This window comes from Streptomyces coelicoflavus, assembly GCF_045041415.1.
Classification (GTDB): domain Bacteria; phylum Actinomycetota; class Actinomycetes; order Streptomycetales; family Streptomycetaceae; genus Streptomyces; species Streptomyces coelicoflavus.
Map to the genome: position 1 here is coordinate 6,351,100 of NZ_CP108218.1, position 15,148 is coordinate 6,366,247.

Genomic DNA, 15,148 nt, shown 5'->3' on the forward strand with positions numbered 1-15,148 from the left:
GCGCGGGGGTGTGGAAAACCCTTCTCGCACCGTGGACGGGGCTCACTCGCGCGGGCGGTGCAGGGGCAGCCACCGCTCGGCGTAGGCGACCGCGTCCGGCAACGGGAACAGGCGTACGTCGGCCGAGCCGACCCTGCCGCGCACCACGGGGCGGTCCCGTTCGAAGTCGTGGCCGAGTTCGTCGAAGCGCTCGGAGGTGATCGACACCTCCCTCACCCGCTCCCAGCCCACCGGCCCCGGGCGCCCCACCTCCACCATCGGCCCGGGGATCCGGTACTCGGCGAGGTGGAAGGCGGTGCACGCGTCGTAGCCCGCGCCGAGCAGCAGGACCCGGGCGTCCAGCCGCTCCAGCACGGCCAGCGGGCTCCGTTCGCCCAGCCGGCAGTCGGTCGCGTGGCCGGCGACCACCTCGGCGGCGCGGGCCCCCAGGGCCGCGAAGGAGGTCTGCGGATGGGCACTGCGCCGGGCGCCGGGCCAGGTGCGAACGGTCTCCGGGACCACGCCGACGCCGCGCGAGGGCGTGATCAGCGGGTCGTAGGGGGGTGTCGCCGCGCGGATGCTCTCCCACCACGCCTCGGGCACCGGCGGGCTGGTCCACAGGGCCGGGTCGGAGAGGTCGCCGGTCTGCGTCGGGACCACCAGGGTGCCGTCCGGGCCGAGGACGTCGAGCAGCGCCCGGACGACCGCGACGGGGCCGCCGCAGACCCAGCCGAGCGAGCTGAGGGAGGTGTGCGCGAGGAGGGTGTCGCCGCTGCGCACCCCCAGTTCGCGCAGCCCGGCGGCGAGCGTGCCGCGGGTGACGAGCGGGCCGGTCGGAGGGGGCGTGGGCATGCGGGGGAGTGTTCCGGAAGCCGGTCGCGGACGCCAGCGGATTGCCCGGCGTCTGATCGATCAAAGATCGTTTCCGCAGGTCACCTTAGGTATGCCTAAGTGACGCAGGGCACCGTCCGATGATCCGGACCCGGCTTGCCCGCCCCGGATGAATTACGCAACAATGGCGTTGTGAAAAACGTCGGTGAGGCTCCGCAGGAGGAACTCGCGACCGGTGAGCGGTCCACCCGCAACCGGGTCGCGCGCTCCATCCTGGACCACGGGCCCTCGACCGTCGCCGAGCTCGCCGGACGCCTGGGCCTGACCCAGGCCGCCGTCCGGCGCCACCTCGACGCCCTGGTCGCCGACGACGTGGTCGAGGCCCGCGAGCAGCGGGTCTACGGCGCGCGCACGCGCGGGAGGCCCGCCAAGGTCTTCGCGCTCACCGACTGCGGCCGGGACGCCTTCGACCAGTCGTACGACAAGCTGGCCGCCGACGCCCTGCGCTGGATCGCCGAGCGGGAGGGCGGGGAGCAGGCGATCGCCGCCTTCGCCCGCGCCCGCATCGCCGCCCAGTCGGGCGCGTACCGCAAGGCCGTGGAGTCCGTCCCCGCCGAGCAGCGCGCCGAAGCGCTGGCCAAGGCCCTGAGCAGGGACGGGTACGCTGCTACCGCGCGGAGCGCGCCCCACCCCCAGCAGGGCGAGCAGCTGTGCCAGCACCACTGCCCCGTCGCCCACGTCGCGGAGCAGTTTCCGCAGCTGTGCGAGGCGGAGACGGAATTTTTCGCCGAGCTGCTCGGTACGCATGTACAGCGGCTCGCGACCATCGCGCACGGCGACGGCGTCTGCACCACGTTCATTCCGAAGACTTCGCACGCGCCACCCCCGGCGCGCGCGCCCGAGAACACCGCTAACGCATCTGCAAGCACGGCCGGGAGGAACCCCGCATGACTCTCCCCACGGAGACTGCTCACCCCGAGCTCGAGGGCCTGGGCAAGTACGAGTACGGCTGGGCCGACTCCGACACGGCCGGCGCCTCTGCCAAGCGCGGCATCAACGAGGACGTCGTCCGCGACATCTCCGCGAAGAAGAACGAGCCGGAATGGATGACCAAGCTCCGTCTCAAGGGCCTGCGCCTCTTCGAGAAGAAGCCCATGCCGAACTGGGGCTCGGACCTGTCGGGGATCGACTTCGACAACATCAAGTACTTCGTGCGCTCCACGGAGAAGCAGGCGGCGTCCTGGGAGGACCTGCCCGAGGACATCAAGAACACGTACGACAAGCTCGGCATCCCCGAGGCGGAGAAGCAGCGCCTCGTCGCCGGTGTCGCGGCCCAGTACGAGTCCGAGGTCGTCTACCACCAGATCCGCGAGGACCTGGAGGAGCAGGGCGTCATCTTCCTCGACACCGACACGGCCCTGAAGGAGCACCCGGAGCTCTTCAAGGAGTACTTCGGCACCGTCATCCCCGTCGGTGACAACAAGTTCGCCTCGCTGAACAGCGCCGTGTGGTCCGGCGGCTCCTTCATCTACGTGCCGAAGGGCGTGCACGTCGAGATCCCGCTCCAGGCCTACTTCCGTATCAACACGGAGAACATGGGCCAGTTCGAGCGGACCCTGATCATCGTCGACGAGGGTGCCTACGTGCACTACGTCGAGGGCTGCACCGCGCCGATCTACCAGTCGGACTCGCTGCACTCCGCGGTCGTCGAGATCATCGTCAAGAAGAACGCCCGCTGCCGCTACACGACCATCCAGAACTGGTCGAACAACGTCTACAACCTGGTCACCAAGCGCGCCGTGGCGTACGAGGGCGCGACCATGGAGTGGATCGACGGCAACATCGGCTCCAAGGTGACGATGAAGTACCCGGCCGTCTACCTGATGGGCGAGCACGCCAAGGGCGAGACCCTGTCCATCGCCTTCGCGGGCGAGGGCCAGCACCAGGACGCCGGCTCCAAGATGGTCCACATGGCGCCGAACACCTCCTCCAACATCGTCTCGAAGTCCGTGGCGCGCGGCGGCGGCCGCACCTCCTACCGCGGTCTCGTCGAGATCGGCGAGGGCGCCCACGGCTCCAAGTCGAACGTGCTGTGCGACGCGCTGCTCGTCGACACCATCTCCCGCTCCGACACGTACCCCTACGTGGACGTCCGCGAGGACGACGTGTCCATGGGCCACGAGGCGACCGTCTCCAAGGTCTCCGAGGACCAGCTCTTCTACCTGATGAGCCGCGGTCTGAGCGAGTTCGAGGCGATGGCGATGATCGTGCGCGGCTTCGTCGAGCCGATCGCCAAGGAGCTGCCCATGGAGTACGCCCTCGAACTCAACCGGCTGATCGAGCTGCAGATGGAGGGCGCGGTCGGCTGACCCCGGCCCCCACCGCAGTCACCAGATCCAGGAACGTAGGAAGAGAGCAGACCGACAGCCATGGCTGAGGCTCAGAACATCCCCGTGGGGTCCACCACCGCGGGCCAGATCGCGGTGGCCGCCGAGTCGACCGTCGCCACGCGCATGAGCGCGCCCGCGTCCTTCGACGTGGCGGACTTCCCCGTCCCCCACGGCCGCGAGGAGGAGTGGCGGTTCACCCCGCTGGAGCGGCTGCGCGGGCTGCACGACGGCACCGCCGTCGCCACCGGTGACGGCGTGAAGGTCGACGTCGACGCGCCCGAGGGCGTCCTCGTCGAGACCGTCGGCCGCGACGACGCGCGCATCGGCAGGGCCGGCACCCCCGTGGACCGGGTCGCCGCGCAGGCCTACTCGGCGTTCGAGAAGGCCGGTGTGATCACCGTCCCCAAGGAGACGGTCCTCACCGAGCCGATCCGCATCACCGTGCACGGCGAGGGCGGCACCCGCTTCGGCCACCAGGTGATCGAGCTGGGCGCCTTCGCCGAGGCGGTCGTCGTCATCGACCACACCGGCGACGCGGTGCTCGCCGCCAACGTCGACTACGTCCTGGGCGACGGCGCCAAGCTGACCGTCGTCTCCGTGCAGGACTGGGACGACAAGGCCGTCCACGTCGGCCAGCACAACGCGCTGATCGGCCGCGACGCCACCTTCAAGTCCTTCGTCGTCACCTTCGGCGGCGACCTGGTCCGGCTGCACCCCCGCGTGGCCTACGCGGGCCCCGGCGGCGAGGCCGAGCTGTTCGGCCTGTACTTCACCGACGCCGGCCAGCACCAGGAGCACCGCCTCCTGGTCGACCACAACGTCCCGCACTGCAAGTCCAACGTCGTCTACAAGGGCGCGCTCCAGGGCGACGACGCGCACGCGGTGTGGATCGGCGACGTGCTCATCGAGGCCGCGGCCGAGGGCACCGACACCTACGAGATGAACCGCAACCTCGTCCTCACCGACGGCGCGCGGGTCGACTCGGTGCCGAACCTGGAGATCGAGACCGGCGAGATCGTCGGCGCCGGTCACGCCTCCGCCACCGGCCGCTTCGACGACGAGCAGCTCTTCTACCTGATGGCGCGCGGCATCCCCGAGCTGGACGCCCGCCGCCTGGTGGTCCACGGCTTCTTCGCGGAGCTGGTCCAGCAGATCGGCGTGGCGGACATCGAGGAGCGCCTCCTCGTCAAGATCGCGGAAGAGCTGGAGGCGTCGGTCGCATGACCTTCGTACGCGTCTGTGGAGCGGACGAGCTGGAGGAGGACACCCCCAAGCGGGTGGAACTCGACGGCACGCCGATCTCCGTCGTGCGGACCGAGGGCGAGCTCTTCGCCATCCACGACATCTGCTCGCACGCGAACGTCTCGCTGGCCGAGGGCGAGGTCGACGACTGCCACATCGAGTGCTGGCTGCACGGCTCGCGCTTCGACCTCCGCTCCGGCAAGCCCGACAGTCTTCCGGCGACGCGCCCCGTCCCCGTTTACCCCGTAAAGATCGAAGGGGGCAGCGTCCTCGTTGACGTACGCGCCTCCCTCACCCAGGAGTCCTGAGGCACCCATGGCAACGCTTGAAATCCGAGACCTGCACGTCACCGTCGAGGCCGACAACGCCACGAAGGAGATCCTCAAGGGCGTCGACCTCACCGTGAAGCAGGGCGAGACGCACGCCATCATGGGCCCGAACGGCTCCGGCAAGTCGACCCTCGCCTACTCCCTCGCGGGTCACCCCAAGTACACGATCACCGGCGGCACCGTCACCCTCGATGGCGAGGACGTCCTGGAGATGTCCGTCGACGAGCGCGCCCGCGCCGGCCTCTTCCTCGCCATGCAGTACCCGGTCGAGGTCCCCGGCGTCTCCGTCTCCAACTTCCTGCGCACCTCCGCCACCGCCGTCCGCGGCGAGGCCCCCAAGCTGCGCACCTGGGTGAAGGAGGTCAAGGAGGCCATGGAGCGCCTCAACATGGACCCCGCCTTCGCCGAGCGCAACGTCAACGAGGGCTTCTCCGGCGGTGAGAAGAAGCGCCACGAGATCCTCCAGCTCGAGCTGCTCAAGCCGAAGATGGCGATCCTCGACGAGACCGACTCCGGCCTGGACGTCGACGCCCTGCGCGTCGTCTCCGAGGGCGTCAACCGCGTCCGCGAGTCCGGTGAGGTCGGCACCCTGCTGATCACGCACTACACGCGCATCCTGCGCTACATCAAGCCCGACTACGTCCACGTCTTCGCCAACGGCCGCATCGCAGAGTCGGGCGGCGCCGAGCTGGCCGACAAGCTGGAGGCCGAGGGCTACGAGGCATACACGAAGGGCGGCGCATCCGAGTGACACAGCTGCCGGGCCTCCTCGACACCGAGGCGATCCGCAAGGACTTCCCCATCCTGGACCGCCAGGTCCACGACGGGCACAAGCTCGTGTACCTGGACAACGCGGCGACCAGCCAGAAGCCGCGACAGGTGCTGGACGCGCTCAGCGAGTACTACGAGCGCTACAACGCCAACGTCCACCGCGGCGTGCACGTCCTCGCCGAGGAGGCCACGGCGCTGTACGAGGGCGCGCGTGACAAGGTCGCGGAGTTCGTCAACGCGCCCTCGCGCGACGAGGTGATCTTCACCAAGAACGCCTCGGAGTCCCTCAACCTGGTCGCGAACATGCTGGGCTGGGCCGACGACCCCTACCGCGTGGACCACGAGACCGAGATCGTCATCACGGAGATGGAGCACCACTCCAACATCGTGCCGTGGCAGCTGCTCTCGCAGCGCACCGGCGCGAAGCTCCGCTGGTTCGGTCTCACGGACGACGGCCGCCTGGACCTGTCCAACATCGACGAGGTCATCACCGAGAAGACGAAGATCGTCTCCTTCGTGCTGGTCTCCAACATCCTGGGCACCCAGAACCCGGTCGAGGCGATCGTGCGCCGCGCCCAGGAGGTCGGCGCGCTCGTGTGCATCGACGCCTCCCAGGCCGCGCCGCACATGCCGCTGGACGTACAGGCCCTCCAGGCCGACTTCGTGGCCTTCACCGGCCACAAGATGTGCGGCCCGACCGGCATCGGCGTGCTGTGGGGCCGCCAGGAGCTGCTCGAGGACCTCCCGCCGTTCCTCGGCGGCGGCGAGATGATCGAGACCGTCTCGATGCACTCCTCCACCTACGCCCCGGCCCCGCACAAGTTCGAGGCGGGCACGCCCCCCATCGCGGGCGCGGTCGGCCTGGGCGCGGCGATCGACTACCTGAACTCGATCGGGATGGACAAGATCCTCGCCCACGAGCACGCGCTGACCGAGTACGCCGTCAAGCGCCTGCTGGAGGTCCCGGACCTGCGCATCATCGGCCCCACCACGGCCGAGGAGCGCGGCGCGGCGATCTCCTTCACGCTGGGGGACATCCACCCCCACGACGTGGGCCAGGTCCTCGACGAGCAGGGCATCGCGGTCCGGGTCGGCCACCACTGCGCCCGCCCCGTCTGCCTGCGTTACGGAATTCCTGCGACCACGCGAGCGTCGTTCTATCTGTACTCCACGCCGGCCGAGATCGACGCGCTGGTCGACGGCCTGGAGCACGTACGGAACTTCTTCGGCTGACGGGACGAGCGAAGAGCATGAAGCTGGACTCCATGTACCAGGAAGTCATCCTGGACCACTACAAGAACCCGCACGGGCGGGGCTTGCGGGATGGCGACGCCGAGGTCCACCACGTCAACCCCACCTGCGGGGACGAGATCACGCTCCGCGTGAAGTACGACGGCACCACGGTCAGCGACGTCAGTTACGAGGGCCAGGGCTGCTCCATCAGCCAGGCGAGCGCCTCCGTGCTGAACGACCTGCTGGTCGGCAAGGACCTCGCCCAGGCGCAGCGGATCCAGGAGACCTTCCTGGAGCTGATGCAGTCCAAGGGCAGGATCGAGCCCGACGACGCGATGGAGGAGGTCCTGGAGGACGCGGTCGCGTTCGCCGGGGTCTCGAAGTACCCGGCCCGGGTCAAGTGCGCCCTGCTGAGCTGGATGGCCTGGAAGGACGCGACGGCCCAGGCACTGGACGGCGCCGACGCCGAGAAGGAGACGACGGCATGAGCGAGACCGTGGAAATGAAGCCGGCCTCCGAGGAGGAGGTCCGTGAGGCCCTGCTGGACGTCGTGGACCCCGAGCTGGGCATCGACGTCGTCAATTTGGGCCTGATCTATGGCGTCCACATCGACGACGCGAACATCGCGACCATCGACATGACCCTGACGTCGGCGGCCTGTCCGCTGACCGACGTGATCGAGGACCAGGCCAAGTCCGCCACGGACGGCCTCGTCAACGAGCTGCGCATCAACTGGGTCTGGATGCCGCCGTGGGGCCCGGACAAGATCACCGACGACGGCCGCGAGCAGCTGCGCGCGCTGGGGTTCAACGTCTGAGACACACCGGCACCGATGATTCCGGGAACGGCGGCACCTCCGGGTGCCGCCGTTCCTCGTCTTCGCGCCCGCCCGCGCCCCTCGTTATGTACGCTCGTACACATGGGATATCTGCTCCTGGCCGGAGCCATCGCCGCCGAGGTCGCCGGCACCACCGCCATGAAGTACAGCGAGGGCTTCAGCAGGCTGGTGCCGTCGCTCCTGACGGCCCTCGCCTACGTGCTCTCCTTCGCACTCCTCGCCCAGACCCTGAAGGTCCTCGCCATGGGCACGGCGTACGCCATCTGGGCCGGGGTGGGCACGGCCGCCATCGCCACCATCGGCGTGGCCTTCATGGGCGAGGGGATGACCCTCACCAAGGCCGCCGGTATCGCGCTGATCATCGTCGGCGTCGTCGTCCTCAATCTGGGCGGGGCGCACTGATGGCCCGCCGCCACGACCCCGAGCGCCGCCAGCGCCTCATCGACGCCGCGATCCGCGTCGTCGGGCAGAAGGGCATCGCCGGCCTCAGCCACCGCACCGTCGCCGCCGAGGCCGACGTCCCGCTCGGCTCCACGACGTACCACTTCGCGACCCTGGACGACCTCATGGTCGCCGCCCTGCGCCAGGCCAACGAGGGCTTCGCCAACGTCGTCGCCGCCCACCCCGCGCTGTCCGACCCCGAGGCCGACCTGCCCGCCGAACTGGCCCGCGTCCTCGGCGAGTGGCTCGGCGGCGACCGCACTGGCGTGGAGCTGGAGTACGAGCTGTACCTCGCCGCCCTGCGCCGCCCCGCCCTGCGCCCGGTCGCCGCCGAGTGGGCCGAGGGCGTGGGCGCCCTGCTCGCCGCCCGCACGGACCCCGTCACGGCCCACGCCCTGGTCGCCGTGATCGACGGCATCTGCCTCCAGGTCCTGCTCACGGACACGCCGTACGACGAGGAGTACGCGCGCGAGGTGCTCACCCGGCTGCTCCCCGTGCCCGGCACCCGAGACGCCCCCGGTCCCGGCTCGCTTCCACCGGCGACCGCCGGTTAGGTTGCCCTCATGACCGACACGACTGCTCCCCGCACCACCGGCGCCGTGGCCGCCGGCCTCGCCACGATCGCCGCCGACGGCACCGTCCTCGACACCTGGTTCCCGGCCCCCGCCCTGTCCGACGAGCCCGGTCCCTCCGGCACCGAGCGCCTCACCGCCGAGCAGGCCGCCGAACTCCTGGGCGGCGGCGCCACCGCCGCGGTCGGTCCGGACGCCCGCCGCGGCATCGAGGTCGTCGCGGTCCGCACGGTCATCTCCTCGCTGGACGAGAAGCCGGTCGACACCCACGACGTCTACCTGCGCCTGCACCTGCTCTCCCACCGCCTGGTCAAGCCGCACGGCCAGAGCCTGGACGGCATCTTCGCCCACCTCGCCAACGTCGCCTGGACCTCGCTGGGCCCGGTCGCCGTGGACGACATCGAGAAGGTCCGCCTCAACGCCCGCGCGGAGGGCCTGCACCTCCAGGTCACCTCGGTCGACAAGTTCCCGCGCATGACGGACTACGTCGCCCCCAAGGGCGTGCGCATCGCCGACGCCGACCGCGTCCGCCTCGGCGCGCACCTGGCCGAGGGCACCACGGTCATGCACGAGGGCTTCGTCAACTTCAACGCCGGCACGCTCGGCACCTCGATGGTCGAGGGCCGCATCTCCGCCGGCGTCGTCGTCGGCGACGGCTCCGACATCGGCGGCGGCGCCTCCACCATGGGCACCCTCTCCGGCGGCGGCAACGTCCGCATCGTCATCGGCGAGCGCTGCCTGGTCGGCGCCGAGGCGGGCGTCGGCATCGCGCTGGGCGACGAGTGCGTGGTCGAGGCCGGCCTCTACGTCACCGCGGGCACCCGCGTCACGATGCCCGACGGCCAGGTCGTCAAGGCCCGCGAGCTCTCCGGCGCCTCCCACATCCTCTTCCGCCGCAACTCGGTCACCGGCACGGTCGAGGCCCGCCCGAACAACGCGGTGTGGGGCGGCCTGAACGAGGTGCTGCACAGCCACAACTGACGGCACGTCCGCCGAGCGCCCTCCCCGTCCGCCGCGGGGAGGGCGTTCAGCGTTTCAGGGCGCGGTAGCGCTTGAGCAGCGCGGTGACGCGGGACGGGTCGGCCGCGCCGTTCAGCTCGGTCAGGAGGTCGTCGGGGCACAACTCGTAGTGGTCGCCCCACCAGCGGCGGCCCTTGCTGTCCCAGATGCGGTATCCGCCCGGGACGCCCCGGGCCACATAGCGTCGTCTGCTCATCGCGGGCACCGTAACCCGCACGTACGGATGACTGCCCGTGACCTGTCGGCGGTCCCGGCCGATGAACGGGTGGACACAGAGTCCGATCAGACGCCGATCCGACGAAACGAGGGACCTGGGATGACGCCCGAGACGACACCTGGGACGACGGACGAGCGGGCGGGAGCCGTGGCGCGGCTGCTGGCCGGGGCGGGGGCCGCGGTGCTGGTGTGCTGGCTGCCGCTGGGGGCCGCGGGTGCCGCGCACGCCGACGAGACGACGACCGGCTCGCACAACGGCCCCCGCGTGGGCCTCCTCAACGTCCACGTCGGGCAGATCGACGACCCGGCGGAGGACGTACTGGAGCACACTCTGCTGTTCGGCGACTGCTACGCCTGGAACTGACCGGCGCCGGCGGCCAGTTCCGCGTAGACGGCCAGCATGGCGGCCGCGGTCTCCCGGTCGGCGGACCGCAGCGGGGCGCGGACCGGGCCCGCCGGGAGGTCCAACGCGCCGAGGAGGGCCTTCGCGGTGACCGTGCCGGGCAGGCCCGACGCCATCATCGCCTCGACGAGCGGGACCGCCCGTCGCTGGAGCAGGGCGGCCCGCCCGGTGTCGCCCGCGTCGAAGGCGTCGAGGACGGCCCGGAACAGGCCCGGCACGACGTTCGCGACCGTGCTGACGTACCCCGTCGCGCCGAGCGCGTACAGGGCGAGGACCTGCTCGTCGCAGCCCGTGTAGTACGCCAGGTCCGTGCGGGACAGCACCTTCTGGGTGCCGAGGAGGTCGTACGAGCAGTCCTTGACGGCGACGATCCGCGGGTGCCCGGCCAGGCGGACCATGGTGTCGGGCTCGATGCGGGTGCCGGTGCGGCCCGGGATGTCGTAGAGCATCACCGGGAGGCCGCTCGCGTCGGCGACCTCGCGGAAGTGCGCCTCCAGGGCGTCCTGCGGGGGCCTGCTGTAGTACGGGGCGACCACCAGGAGTCCGTCCGCGCCGGCCTTCTCCGCCGCCAGGGCCAGTTCCACGGTGTGCCGGGTGTCCGCGGTGCCGACCCCCGCGACGAGGGCCGCACGGCCCCCGACCGCCTCCCGGACCGCCGTCACCAGCGCCGCCTTCTCGGCGTCCGTGGTGGTCGGCGACTCGCCCGTGGTGCCGGACAGCACGAGACCGTCGCAGCCGCCCGAGACCAGCCGGTCCGCGAGGCGCCGGGCACCGTCGAGGTCGAGCGCGCCGGACTCGGTGAAGGGGGTGACCATGGCGCACAGGGCGCGGCCGAAGGGAGCGGGGCGGTCGTCGTCTGGCGTCATAGGAGTAGTGTCGGCGGACCGATGATGTAGCTCCACTTAATTCTTCTACGAGGTACCTGTAAGGGATGCTTCAGCGCCGAGTGGTGCGGGGTGGGTGCGGGTAGTGCCGCCCGGGCCGGGGTACCCGGGGTGCTCCGAACCGAGAGGAGGCGGGAACACCGTGACCGGAACCATGCACACCAGGCCGGTGCGCGACGAGCAGCACTCCGTGGGCGAACTCGTCGGGCAGGCCACCGAACAGCTCTCCCGGCTCGTGCGCCAGGAAGTGGCCCTCGCCAAGATGGAACTGGCCGAGAAGGGCAAGCGGGCCGGGCGTGGCGGCGGAATGCTCGGTGCCGCGGGCGCCATCGCGTACGTGGGCCTGTTCGCCCTGGCCGGCACGGCCGCCGCCGCGCTCTCACTGGTACTGCCCGTCTGGGCCGCGGCGCTCATCGTCACGGCGGCGCTCTTCGTGATTGCCGGCGTACTGGCCATGGCCGGTCGCACCCAGCTCCGCCGGGCCGTGCCACCCAAGCCCGAGGAGACCCTCGGCAGCGTCAGGGCCGACGTGGACCAGATCAGGGAAAGGGCACATCGATGACCGACGCGACGAGCCGGGACGGCACGAGGAGCGGCTCCACCGCGCAGCCGGTCGGCGGGGCCAAGGGCCCCGACGAGCTGCGGCAGCAGATCGAACAGACCCGCGGACAGCTCGGCGACACCGTGGAGGAACTGGCGGGCAAGGCCGACGTGAAGGGCCGCGCCAAGGCCCGGGCCGCCGACCTGAAGGACAAGGCCGGCGCCATGAGCGTGCAACTGCGCAGCTCCGCCGCGCACGCCGGGCACGCCGTGCAGGACAAGGCGGGCCGCACCGGGCACGCCGCACAGGACAGGACGGACCGCGCCCGGCACACCCCGCCCGGACGGGCGCGGGGTGCGGTGCGCGCGGGGCTCGGTCACCCGCGCGCCGTGCTGGTCGCCGGGGCGGCGGCCGGCGTGGTGGTCGCGGCGAGCCTCGCTCGGCGCCGTCACCACGGGCCCTGCTGAGGGCACTCACGGGAACGGCGTGTGGCGAGGGGCCCCGGACGGGGCCCCTCGCCCTGTGTGACCCGCCGGTACCGGAAGGGGCTTGACCTCAACCTTGGTCGAGGTCGGAGGGTGGTGCATGCACCGGTCGGGCGCACCGGTCGAGCGCACAGACCGTGTGCATCGACCGTGCGGCGACCGTGTGCACCGACCGCGCGTACGCACCGCGCACGCGACGACCGACCCCACGACCACCGGAGGCCGGCATGACCCGCCGCACCGACGCACACCCCCGGTTCGACCGCCCCGACGTCCTGGCGCCCTTCTTCAGCACCTGGCGGACGGGCACCCCCGAACGGCAGCGGCAGGCCGTCGACGCCATCGCCCGCACCTGGGAGAGGCGGCCCTGGCCCGCCGAAGACCTGCGCGGCTACCACGTCTACGCCGGGCACGACGGCAGCACCCTGCTGCACCACTCCCAGTGGGCGAACGAGCAGGCGTACGAGGCCTTCGTCAAGACGCACCGGCAGGAGCGCGTCGACGAGATCGACACCGCTGTGCCCGGCATCGAGCGGCTGGCGCTCAACCGGTACCGGCGCTACCGCAGCGCCACCCGCGACGACCGGGCGGCAGCCGTCGTCCCCGGCTGCGTCGTGATCGTCGACGTCGAGTTCGAGGGACCCGACCCCGACCGGCAGCGCGCCTGGGTCGACGCCGTCTTCGAGGCACTGGAGAGCGAGCCGGACCCGCGCCCCGGGGGCATCTCCGCCCACTTCCACCTCGGCACCGACGGCACGCGCGTCCTCAACTACGCCGAGTGGGAGAGCGCCGAGGCCCACCTCGACGCCCTCGCCGCGCCCGGCGACGGTGTCGGCTCGGCGACGCCCCAGTGGGAGCGGGTGCAGAACTGGCCGGGCCTGAAGAGCAGCACGGTCAGCCGCTACGACCACGCGCTGGGCCTCGTGCCCCGCTGAACCCGCCCCCGGGGTGCGCCGGTTACGGACGGAACCGCAGCACCTGCGGGTCGTGGTCGCTGATCTGGTCGTGGAACTCCGCGTTGACGTGCACGCTGTCGTAGGACAGGTGACCGCCGCGGCGGACCGACGGGCTGACCAGGATCTGGTCCAGGACCTGGCTGTTTCCCTGGTAGACGTACGAGTAACGCTCGCTCCTCGGCAGCGACTTCACCGCCGACCACAGGGTGCCGTCGTCCTCCAGGACGCGGGCGGTCTCGGAGAACTCGAAGTCGTTGATGTCGCCGAGGGCGACCACGTCCGCGTTCTTCTGGGCGGCCAGGATCTCCTTGACAAAGGTGTTCACGACCTTCGCCTGGGCGTGGCGCTGCGTCTCCGAACCGCGCGACGGCGGCTGGTACTGCGCCGTCAGGCCCTGGTCGCCGCCCTTGGAGCTGAAGTGGTTGGCGATCACGAACACCGTCCGGCCGCGGAAGACGAACTCGCCCGCCAGCGGCTTGCGGCTGTCCTCCCAGGCCGGGTCCGCCGGGTTCACCCGGCCGGGGGAGAGGGTCAGCGCGGCCCTGCCGCGCACCTTGCGCACCCCGGTCGCCGTGGTGGCGTCGCCGCCCGCACGGTCGGTGAAGGTGACCCGCTCGGGATTGAACAGGAACGCCTGGCGGATGTTGCCGCCGGGCTGGCCGCCGTCCGCCTTGTCCACCGGGTCGATGCCCCGCCATTCGTAGTGCGGGCCGCCGGCCGCGACGATCGCGTCGACCAGCTTTCCGAGCGTCTCGTCGGCCGCCACCGTGCCGTCGTCCGTGGCACCGTTGTTGTCCTGGATCTCCTCCAGGGACACGATGTCGGGCGACTTCAGGTGGTGCACGATCGCGTCGGCGTGCGCGGCGAACGTGTCGTCCGAGGGGTCGAGGTTCTCCACGTTGTACGTCGCCACCGCCAGCTCGCGCGCGCTCTGCCGGCGCGTCGACTCGCGCTCCAGGCCGCCGCGCTCCAGGGTGCCGATCTCGCTCGCGACCAGCGTGTAGCCGCCGTACTGGTTGTAGTCCAGCGGACCGGCGGTGGCACCGGCCAGCGTGTCGCCCACGTTGGCTTCCGGGAAGTCGGCCGGCTTGCCCAGCGACTGGATCTGGAGCCGGCCGGTGTTCTGGTCGTCGTAGGAGCCGTACACCGTGCCGCCGCGGCGGTTGGCGTTCTCCCAGGGCTTCACCGTGACCCACAGCTCGGTGTACGGGTCCGAGGCGCCCACCACACGGGCGTCGGACACCCGGACGTTCATGCCCTCCAGGGACTCGTAGTAGTCCAGGGCGTACCGCGCGGGCTTCAGCGGCAGGGCGTTGACCGACCCGTTCGCGCTCGGGTCGCCCTCGGGGGCGTACGCCCGGGGCACGGAGCGGGCGGAGACGGTCGTCGCGGCCGGGAGCGCGTTGCCGCTCGAGACGACGGTGACCGTCGGGCGGGTGATCTCGGTCAGCGACTGGTTCCCCGACGACGTGCCGCCGGGCACGTACTCCGAGACCGTGCCGGAGACGGTGACCGCGTCACCGACGGCGACCTCGGGGGCCTTGCCGGTGAAGACGAAGACGCCCTCACTGGTGGTCGGGTCGGTGTCCGGCCGCGGGTCCTGGATCCAGAAGCCCTTGGAGGAGCCGTAGCCACGGACGCCGGTGACGATTCCGGCCACGTCCGTGACCTGCTTGCCGGCGTACGGCGACAGCCTGGTGCTGCCCTGGATGTCGTGGACGCGCACGGCATCGGCCGCTGCCGGACCGGCGTGCGCGGGCACGGTGAGGACGACGGTGGACGCCGCCGAGCAGACGGCGGCGACGGTGAGCGCGGCGAGGCGCGCGGAGGACTTGCTGGCCAACGGATCCCTCCGGGGATGTGACGTGGCGCGGGGACTCTACGCGCGTCAATCTCCTGCCTGGTCCGGCCAGTTGTCAAGGTTTCGGCCATGTACACCACCCGACGGGGAGATGAACCGGGCGGCATGGGGCGAAACCCGTCTAGGCTGAGCAGTTGAGCCGTACGCGGTCCCAAC

General features: G+C 71.2%; 19 protein-coding genes. 15 read left to right on the top strand and 4 right to left on the bottom strand.

The genetic code is table 11. The annotated features are described in order from the left end of the window. Positions 1–42: 42 nt before the first annotated feature. Complete coding sequence (locus OHA99_RS28440) at positions 43–831, bottom strand: aminoglycoside N(3)-acetyltransferase (protein WP_405698306.1); 789 nt, start codon at positions 829–831, stop codon at positions 43–45. A 171-nt stretch (positions 832–1,002) separates the two neighbouring features. Here OHA99_RS28440 and OHA99_RS28445 point away from each other — a divergent pair, with 171 nt between their 5' ends. From OHA99_RS28445 to dapD, 11 genes are all read left to right on the top strand, one after another. Then, positions 1,003–1,761: a metalloregulator ArsR/SmtB family transcription factor gene (locus OHA99_RS28445; protein ID WP_054102436.1), complete on the top strand. Its 759-nt coding sequence runs from the start codon at positions 1,003–1,005 to the stop codon at positions 1,759–1,761. Next, positions 1,758–3,179, top strand: a complete 1,422-nt coding sequence (sufB, locus tag OHA99_RS28450) for a Fe-S cluster assembly protein SufB (RefSeq protein WP_007448284.1) — start codon at positions 1,758–1,760, stop codon at positions 3,177–3,179. Before OHA99_RS28445 ends, sufB begins: the two co-directional genes overlap by 4 nt. A 60-nt stretch (positions 3,180–3,239) precedes the next feature. Next, on the top strand, positions 3,240–4,424 hold the full coding sequence (gene sufD, locus OHA99_RS28455) for a Fe-S cluster assembly protein SufD (RefSeq protein ID WP_153180419.1): 1,185 nt from the start codon (positions 3,240–3,242) through the stop codon (positions 4,422–4,424). Further along, positions 4,421–4,750 (top strand): non-heme iron oxygenase ferredoxin subunit, encoded by a 330-nt coding sequence (locus OHA99_RS28460; RefSeq protein ID WP_153180420.1) that lies wholly within the window; start codon positions 4,421–4,423, stop codon positions 4,748–4,750. Before sufD ends, OHA99_RS28460 begins: the two co-directional genes overlap by 4 nt. A gap of 7 nt (positions 4,751–4,757) precedes the next feature. Continuing rightward, on the top strand, positions 4,758–5,522 hold the full coding sequence (sufC, locus tag OHA99_RS28465; RefSeq protein WP_153180421.1) for a Fe-S cluster assembly ATPase SufC: 765 nt from the start codon (positions 4,758–4,760) through the stop codon (positions 5,520–5,522). Then, positions 5,519–6,775 carry a cysteine desulfurase gene (locus OHA99_RS28470; RefSeq protein WP_007448281.1) on the top strand — a complete coding sequence of 419 codons (1,257 nt, stop codon included), beginning with the start codon at positions 5,519–5,521 and terminating at the stop codon, positions 6,773–6,775. Before sufC ends, OHA99_RS28470 begins: the two co-directional genes overlap by 4 nt. Positions 6,776–6,792: 17 nt before the next feature. Then, positions 6,793–7,263: a Fe-S cluster assembly sulfur transfer protein SufU gene (gene sufU / locus OHA99_RS28475; RefSeq protein ID WP_007448280.1), complete on the top strand. Its 471-nt coding sequence runs from the start codon at positions 6,793–6,795 to the stop codon at positions 7,261–7,263. Further along, positions 7,260–7,592: a metal-sulfur cluster assembly factor gene (locus tag OHA99_RS28480; RefSeq protein ID WP_007448279.1), complete on the top strand. Its 333-nt coding sequence runs from the start codon at positions 7,260–7,262 to the stop codon at positions 7,590–7,592. The genes sufU and OHA99_RS28480 overlap by 4 nt, the downstream gene beginning before the upstream one ends. Positions 7,593–7,694: 102 nt before the next feature. Continuing rightward, a complete protein-coding gene (locus tag OHA99_RS28485) occupies positions 7,695–8,015 on the top strand; it encodes a multidrug efflux SMR transporter (RefSeq protein WP_007448278.1) in 321 nt (106 codons plus the stop codon). Then, positions 8,015–8,608: a TetR/AcrR family transcriptional regulator gene (locus tag OHA99_RS28490; protein WP_405698307.1), complete on the top strand. Its 594-nt coding sequence runs from the start codon at positions 8,015–8,017 to the stop codon at positions 8,606–8,608. Before OHA99_RS28485 ends, OHA99_RS28490 begins: the two co-directional genes overlap by 1 nt. A gap of 9 nt (positions 8,609–8,617) precedes the next feature. Continuing rightward, the gene (dapD, locus tag OHA99_RS28495) at positions 8,618–9,607 is read left to right on the top strand and encodes a 2,3,4,5-tetrahydropyridine-2,6-dicarboxylate N-succinyltransferase (protein ID WP_381502246.1); all 990 of its coding nucleotides are present in this window, start codon (positions 8,618–8,620) and stop codon (positions 9,605–9,607) included. Between the two features lie 46 nt (positions 9,608–9,653). On the opposite strand, the gene OHA99_RS28500 is transcribed toward dapD, so the two are convergent. Next, positions 9,654–9,842: a hypothetical protein gene (locus tag OHA99_RS28500; RefSeq protein ID WP_042825930.1), complete on the bottom strand. Its 189-nt coding sequence runs from the start codon at positions 9,840–9,842 to the stop codon at positions 9,654–9,656. Positions 9,843–9,962: 120 nt separating this feature from the next. Here OHA99_RS28500 and OHA99_RS28505 point away from each other — a divergent pair, with 120 nt between their 5' ends. After that, positions 9,963–10,226, top strand: coding sequence for a hypothetical protein (locus OHA99_RS28505; protein ID WP_381502249.1), 264 nt, complete (start codon positions 9,963–9,965; stop codon positions 10,224–10,226). Here the strand turns inward: OHA99_RS28505 and dapA are convergent. Then, the gene (dapA, locus tag OHA99_RS28510; RefSeq protein WP_381502252.1) at positions 10,211–11,131 is read right to left on the bottom strand and encodes a 4-hydroxy-tetrahydrodipicolinate synthase; all 921 of its coding nucleotides are present in this window, start codon (positions 11,129–11,131) and stop codon (positions 10,211–10,213) included. The two genes, OHA99_RS28505 and dapA, sit on opposite strands and share 16 nt — an antisense overlap. A gap of 160 nt (positions 11,132–11,291) precedes the next feature. Between dapA and OHA99_RS28515 the strand changes: the two genes are divergently transcribed. From OHA99_RS28515 to OHA99_RS28525, 3 genes are all read left to right on the top strand, one after another. After that, positions 11,292–11,711: a phage holin family protein gene (locus tag OHA99_RS28515; RefSeq protein ID WP_153180440.1), complete on the top strand. Its 420-nt coding sequence runs from the start codon at positions 11,292–11,294 to the stop codon at positions 11,709–11,711. Next, on the top strand, positions 11,708–12,157 hold the full coding sequence (locus OHA99_RS28520) for a DUF3618 domain-containing protein (RefSeq protein WP_153180441.1): 450 nt from the start codon (positions 11,708–11,710) through the stop codon (positions 12,155–12,157). The genes OHA99_RS28515 and OHA99_RS28520 overlap by 4 nt, the downstream gene beginning before the upstream one ends. Positions 12,158–12,402: 245 nt before the next feature. Beyond that, positions 12,403–13,110: an antibiotic biosynthesis monooxygenase gene (locus OHA99_RS28525; protein ID WP_153180442.1), complete on the top strand. Its 708-nt coding sequence runs from the start codon at positions 12,403–12,405 to the stop codon at positions 13,108–13,110. 22 nt (positions 13,111–13,132) lie between these two features. Here OHA99_RS28525 and OHA99_RS28530 read toward each other — a convergent pair whose 3' ends face one another. Beyond that, positions 13,133–14,974 (bottom strand): endonuclease/exonuclease/phosphatase family protein, encoded by a 1,842-nt coding sequence (locus OHA99_RS28530; RefSeq protein ID WP_405698308.1) that lies wholly within the window; start codon positions 14,972–14,974, stop codon positions 13,133–13,135. Between the last annotated feature and the right edge of the window lie 174 nt (positions 14,975–15,148).

Bases quoted from the DNA above. Each gene is read 5' to 3' on its own strand.
- OHA99_RS28525 (WP_153180442.1), top strand. From the start codon at position 12,403: ATGACCCGCCGCACCGACGCACACCCCCGGTTCGACCGCCCCGACGTC.
- OHA99_RS28485 (WP_007448278.1), top strand. From the start codon at position 7,695: ATGGGATATCTGCTCCTGGCCGGAGCCATCGCCGCCGAGGTCGCCGGC.
- OHA99_RS28505 (WP_381502249.1), top strand. From the start codon at position 9,963: ATGACGCCCGAGACGACACCTGGGACGACGGACGAGCGGGCGGGAGCC.
- sufU (WP_007448280.1), top strand. From the start codon at position 6,793: ATGAAGCTGGACTCCATGTACCAGGAAGTCATCCTGGACCACTACAAG.
- dapD (WP_381502246.1), top strand. From the start codon at position 8,618: ATGACCGACACGACTGCTCCCCGCACCACCGGCGCCGTGGCCGCCGGC.
- sufC (WP_153180421.1), top strand. From the start codon at position 4,758: ATGGCAACGCTTGAAATCCGAGACCTGCACGTCACCGTCGAGGCCGAC.
- OHA99_RS28460 (WP_153180420.1), top strand. From the start codon at position 4,421: ATGACCTTCGTACGCGTCTGTGGAGCGGACGAGCTGGAGGAGGACACC.
- OHA99_RS28500 (WP_042825930.1), bottom strand. From the start codon at position 9,842: ATGAGCAGACGACGCTATGTGGCCCGGGGCGTCCCGGGCGGATACCGC.
- OHA99_RS28490 (WP_405698307.1), top strand. From the start codon at position 8,015: ATGGCCCGCCGCCACGACCCCGAGCGCCGCCAGCGCCTCATCGACGCC.
- dapA (WP_381502252.1), bottom strand. From the start codon at position 11,131: ATGACGCCAGACGACGACCGCCCCGCTCCCTTCGGCCGCGCCCTGTGC.
- sufD (WP_153180419.1), top strand. From the start codon at position 3,240: ATGGCTGAGGCTCAGAACATCCCCGTGGGGTCCACCACCGCGGGCCAG.
- OHA99_RS28440 (WP_405698306.1), bottom strand. From the start codon at position 831: ATGCCCACGCCCCCTCCGACCGGCCCGCTCGTCACCCGCGGCACGCTC.
- OHA99_RS28480 (WP_007448279.1), top strand. From the start codon at position 7,260: ATGAGCGAGACCGTGGAAATGAAGCCGGCCTCCGAGGAGGAGGTCCGT.
- OHA99_RS28520 (WP_153180441.1), top strand. From the start codon at position 11,708: ATGACCGACGCGACGAGCCGGGACGGCACGAGGAGCGGCTCCACCGCG.
- sufB (WP_007448284.1), top strand. From the start codon at position 1,758: ATGACTCTCCCCACGGAGACTGCTCACCCCGAGCTCGAGGGCCTGGGC.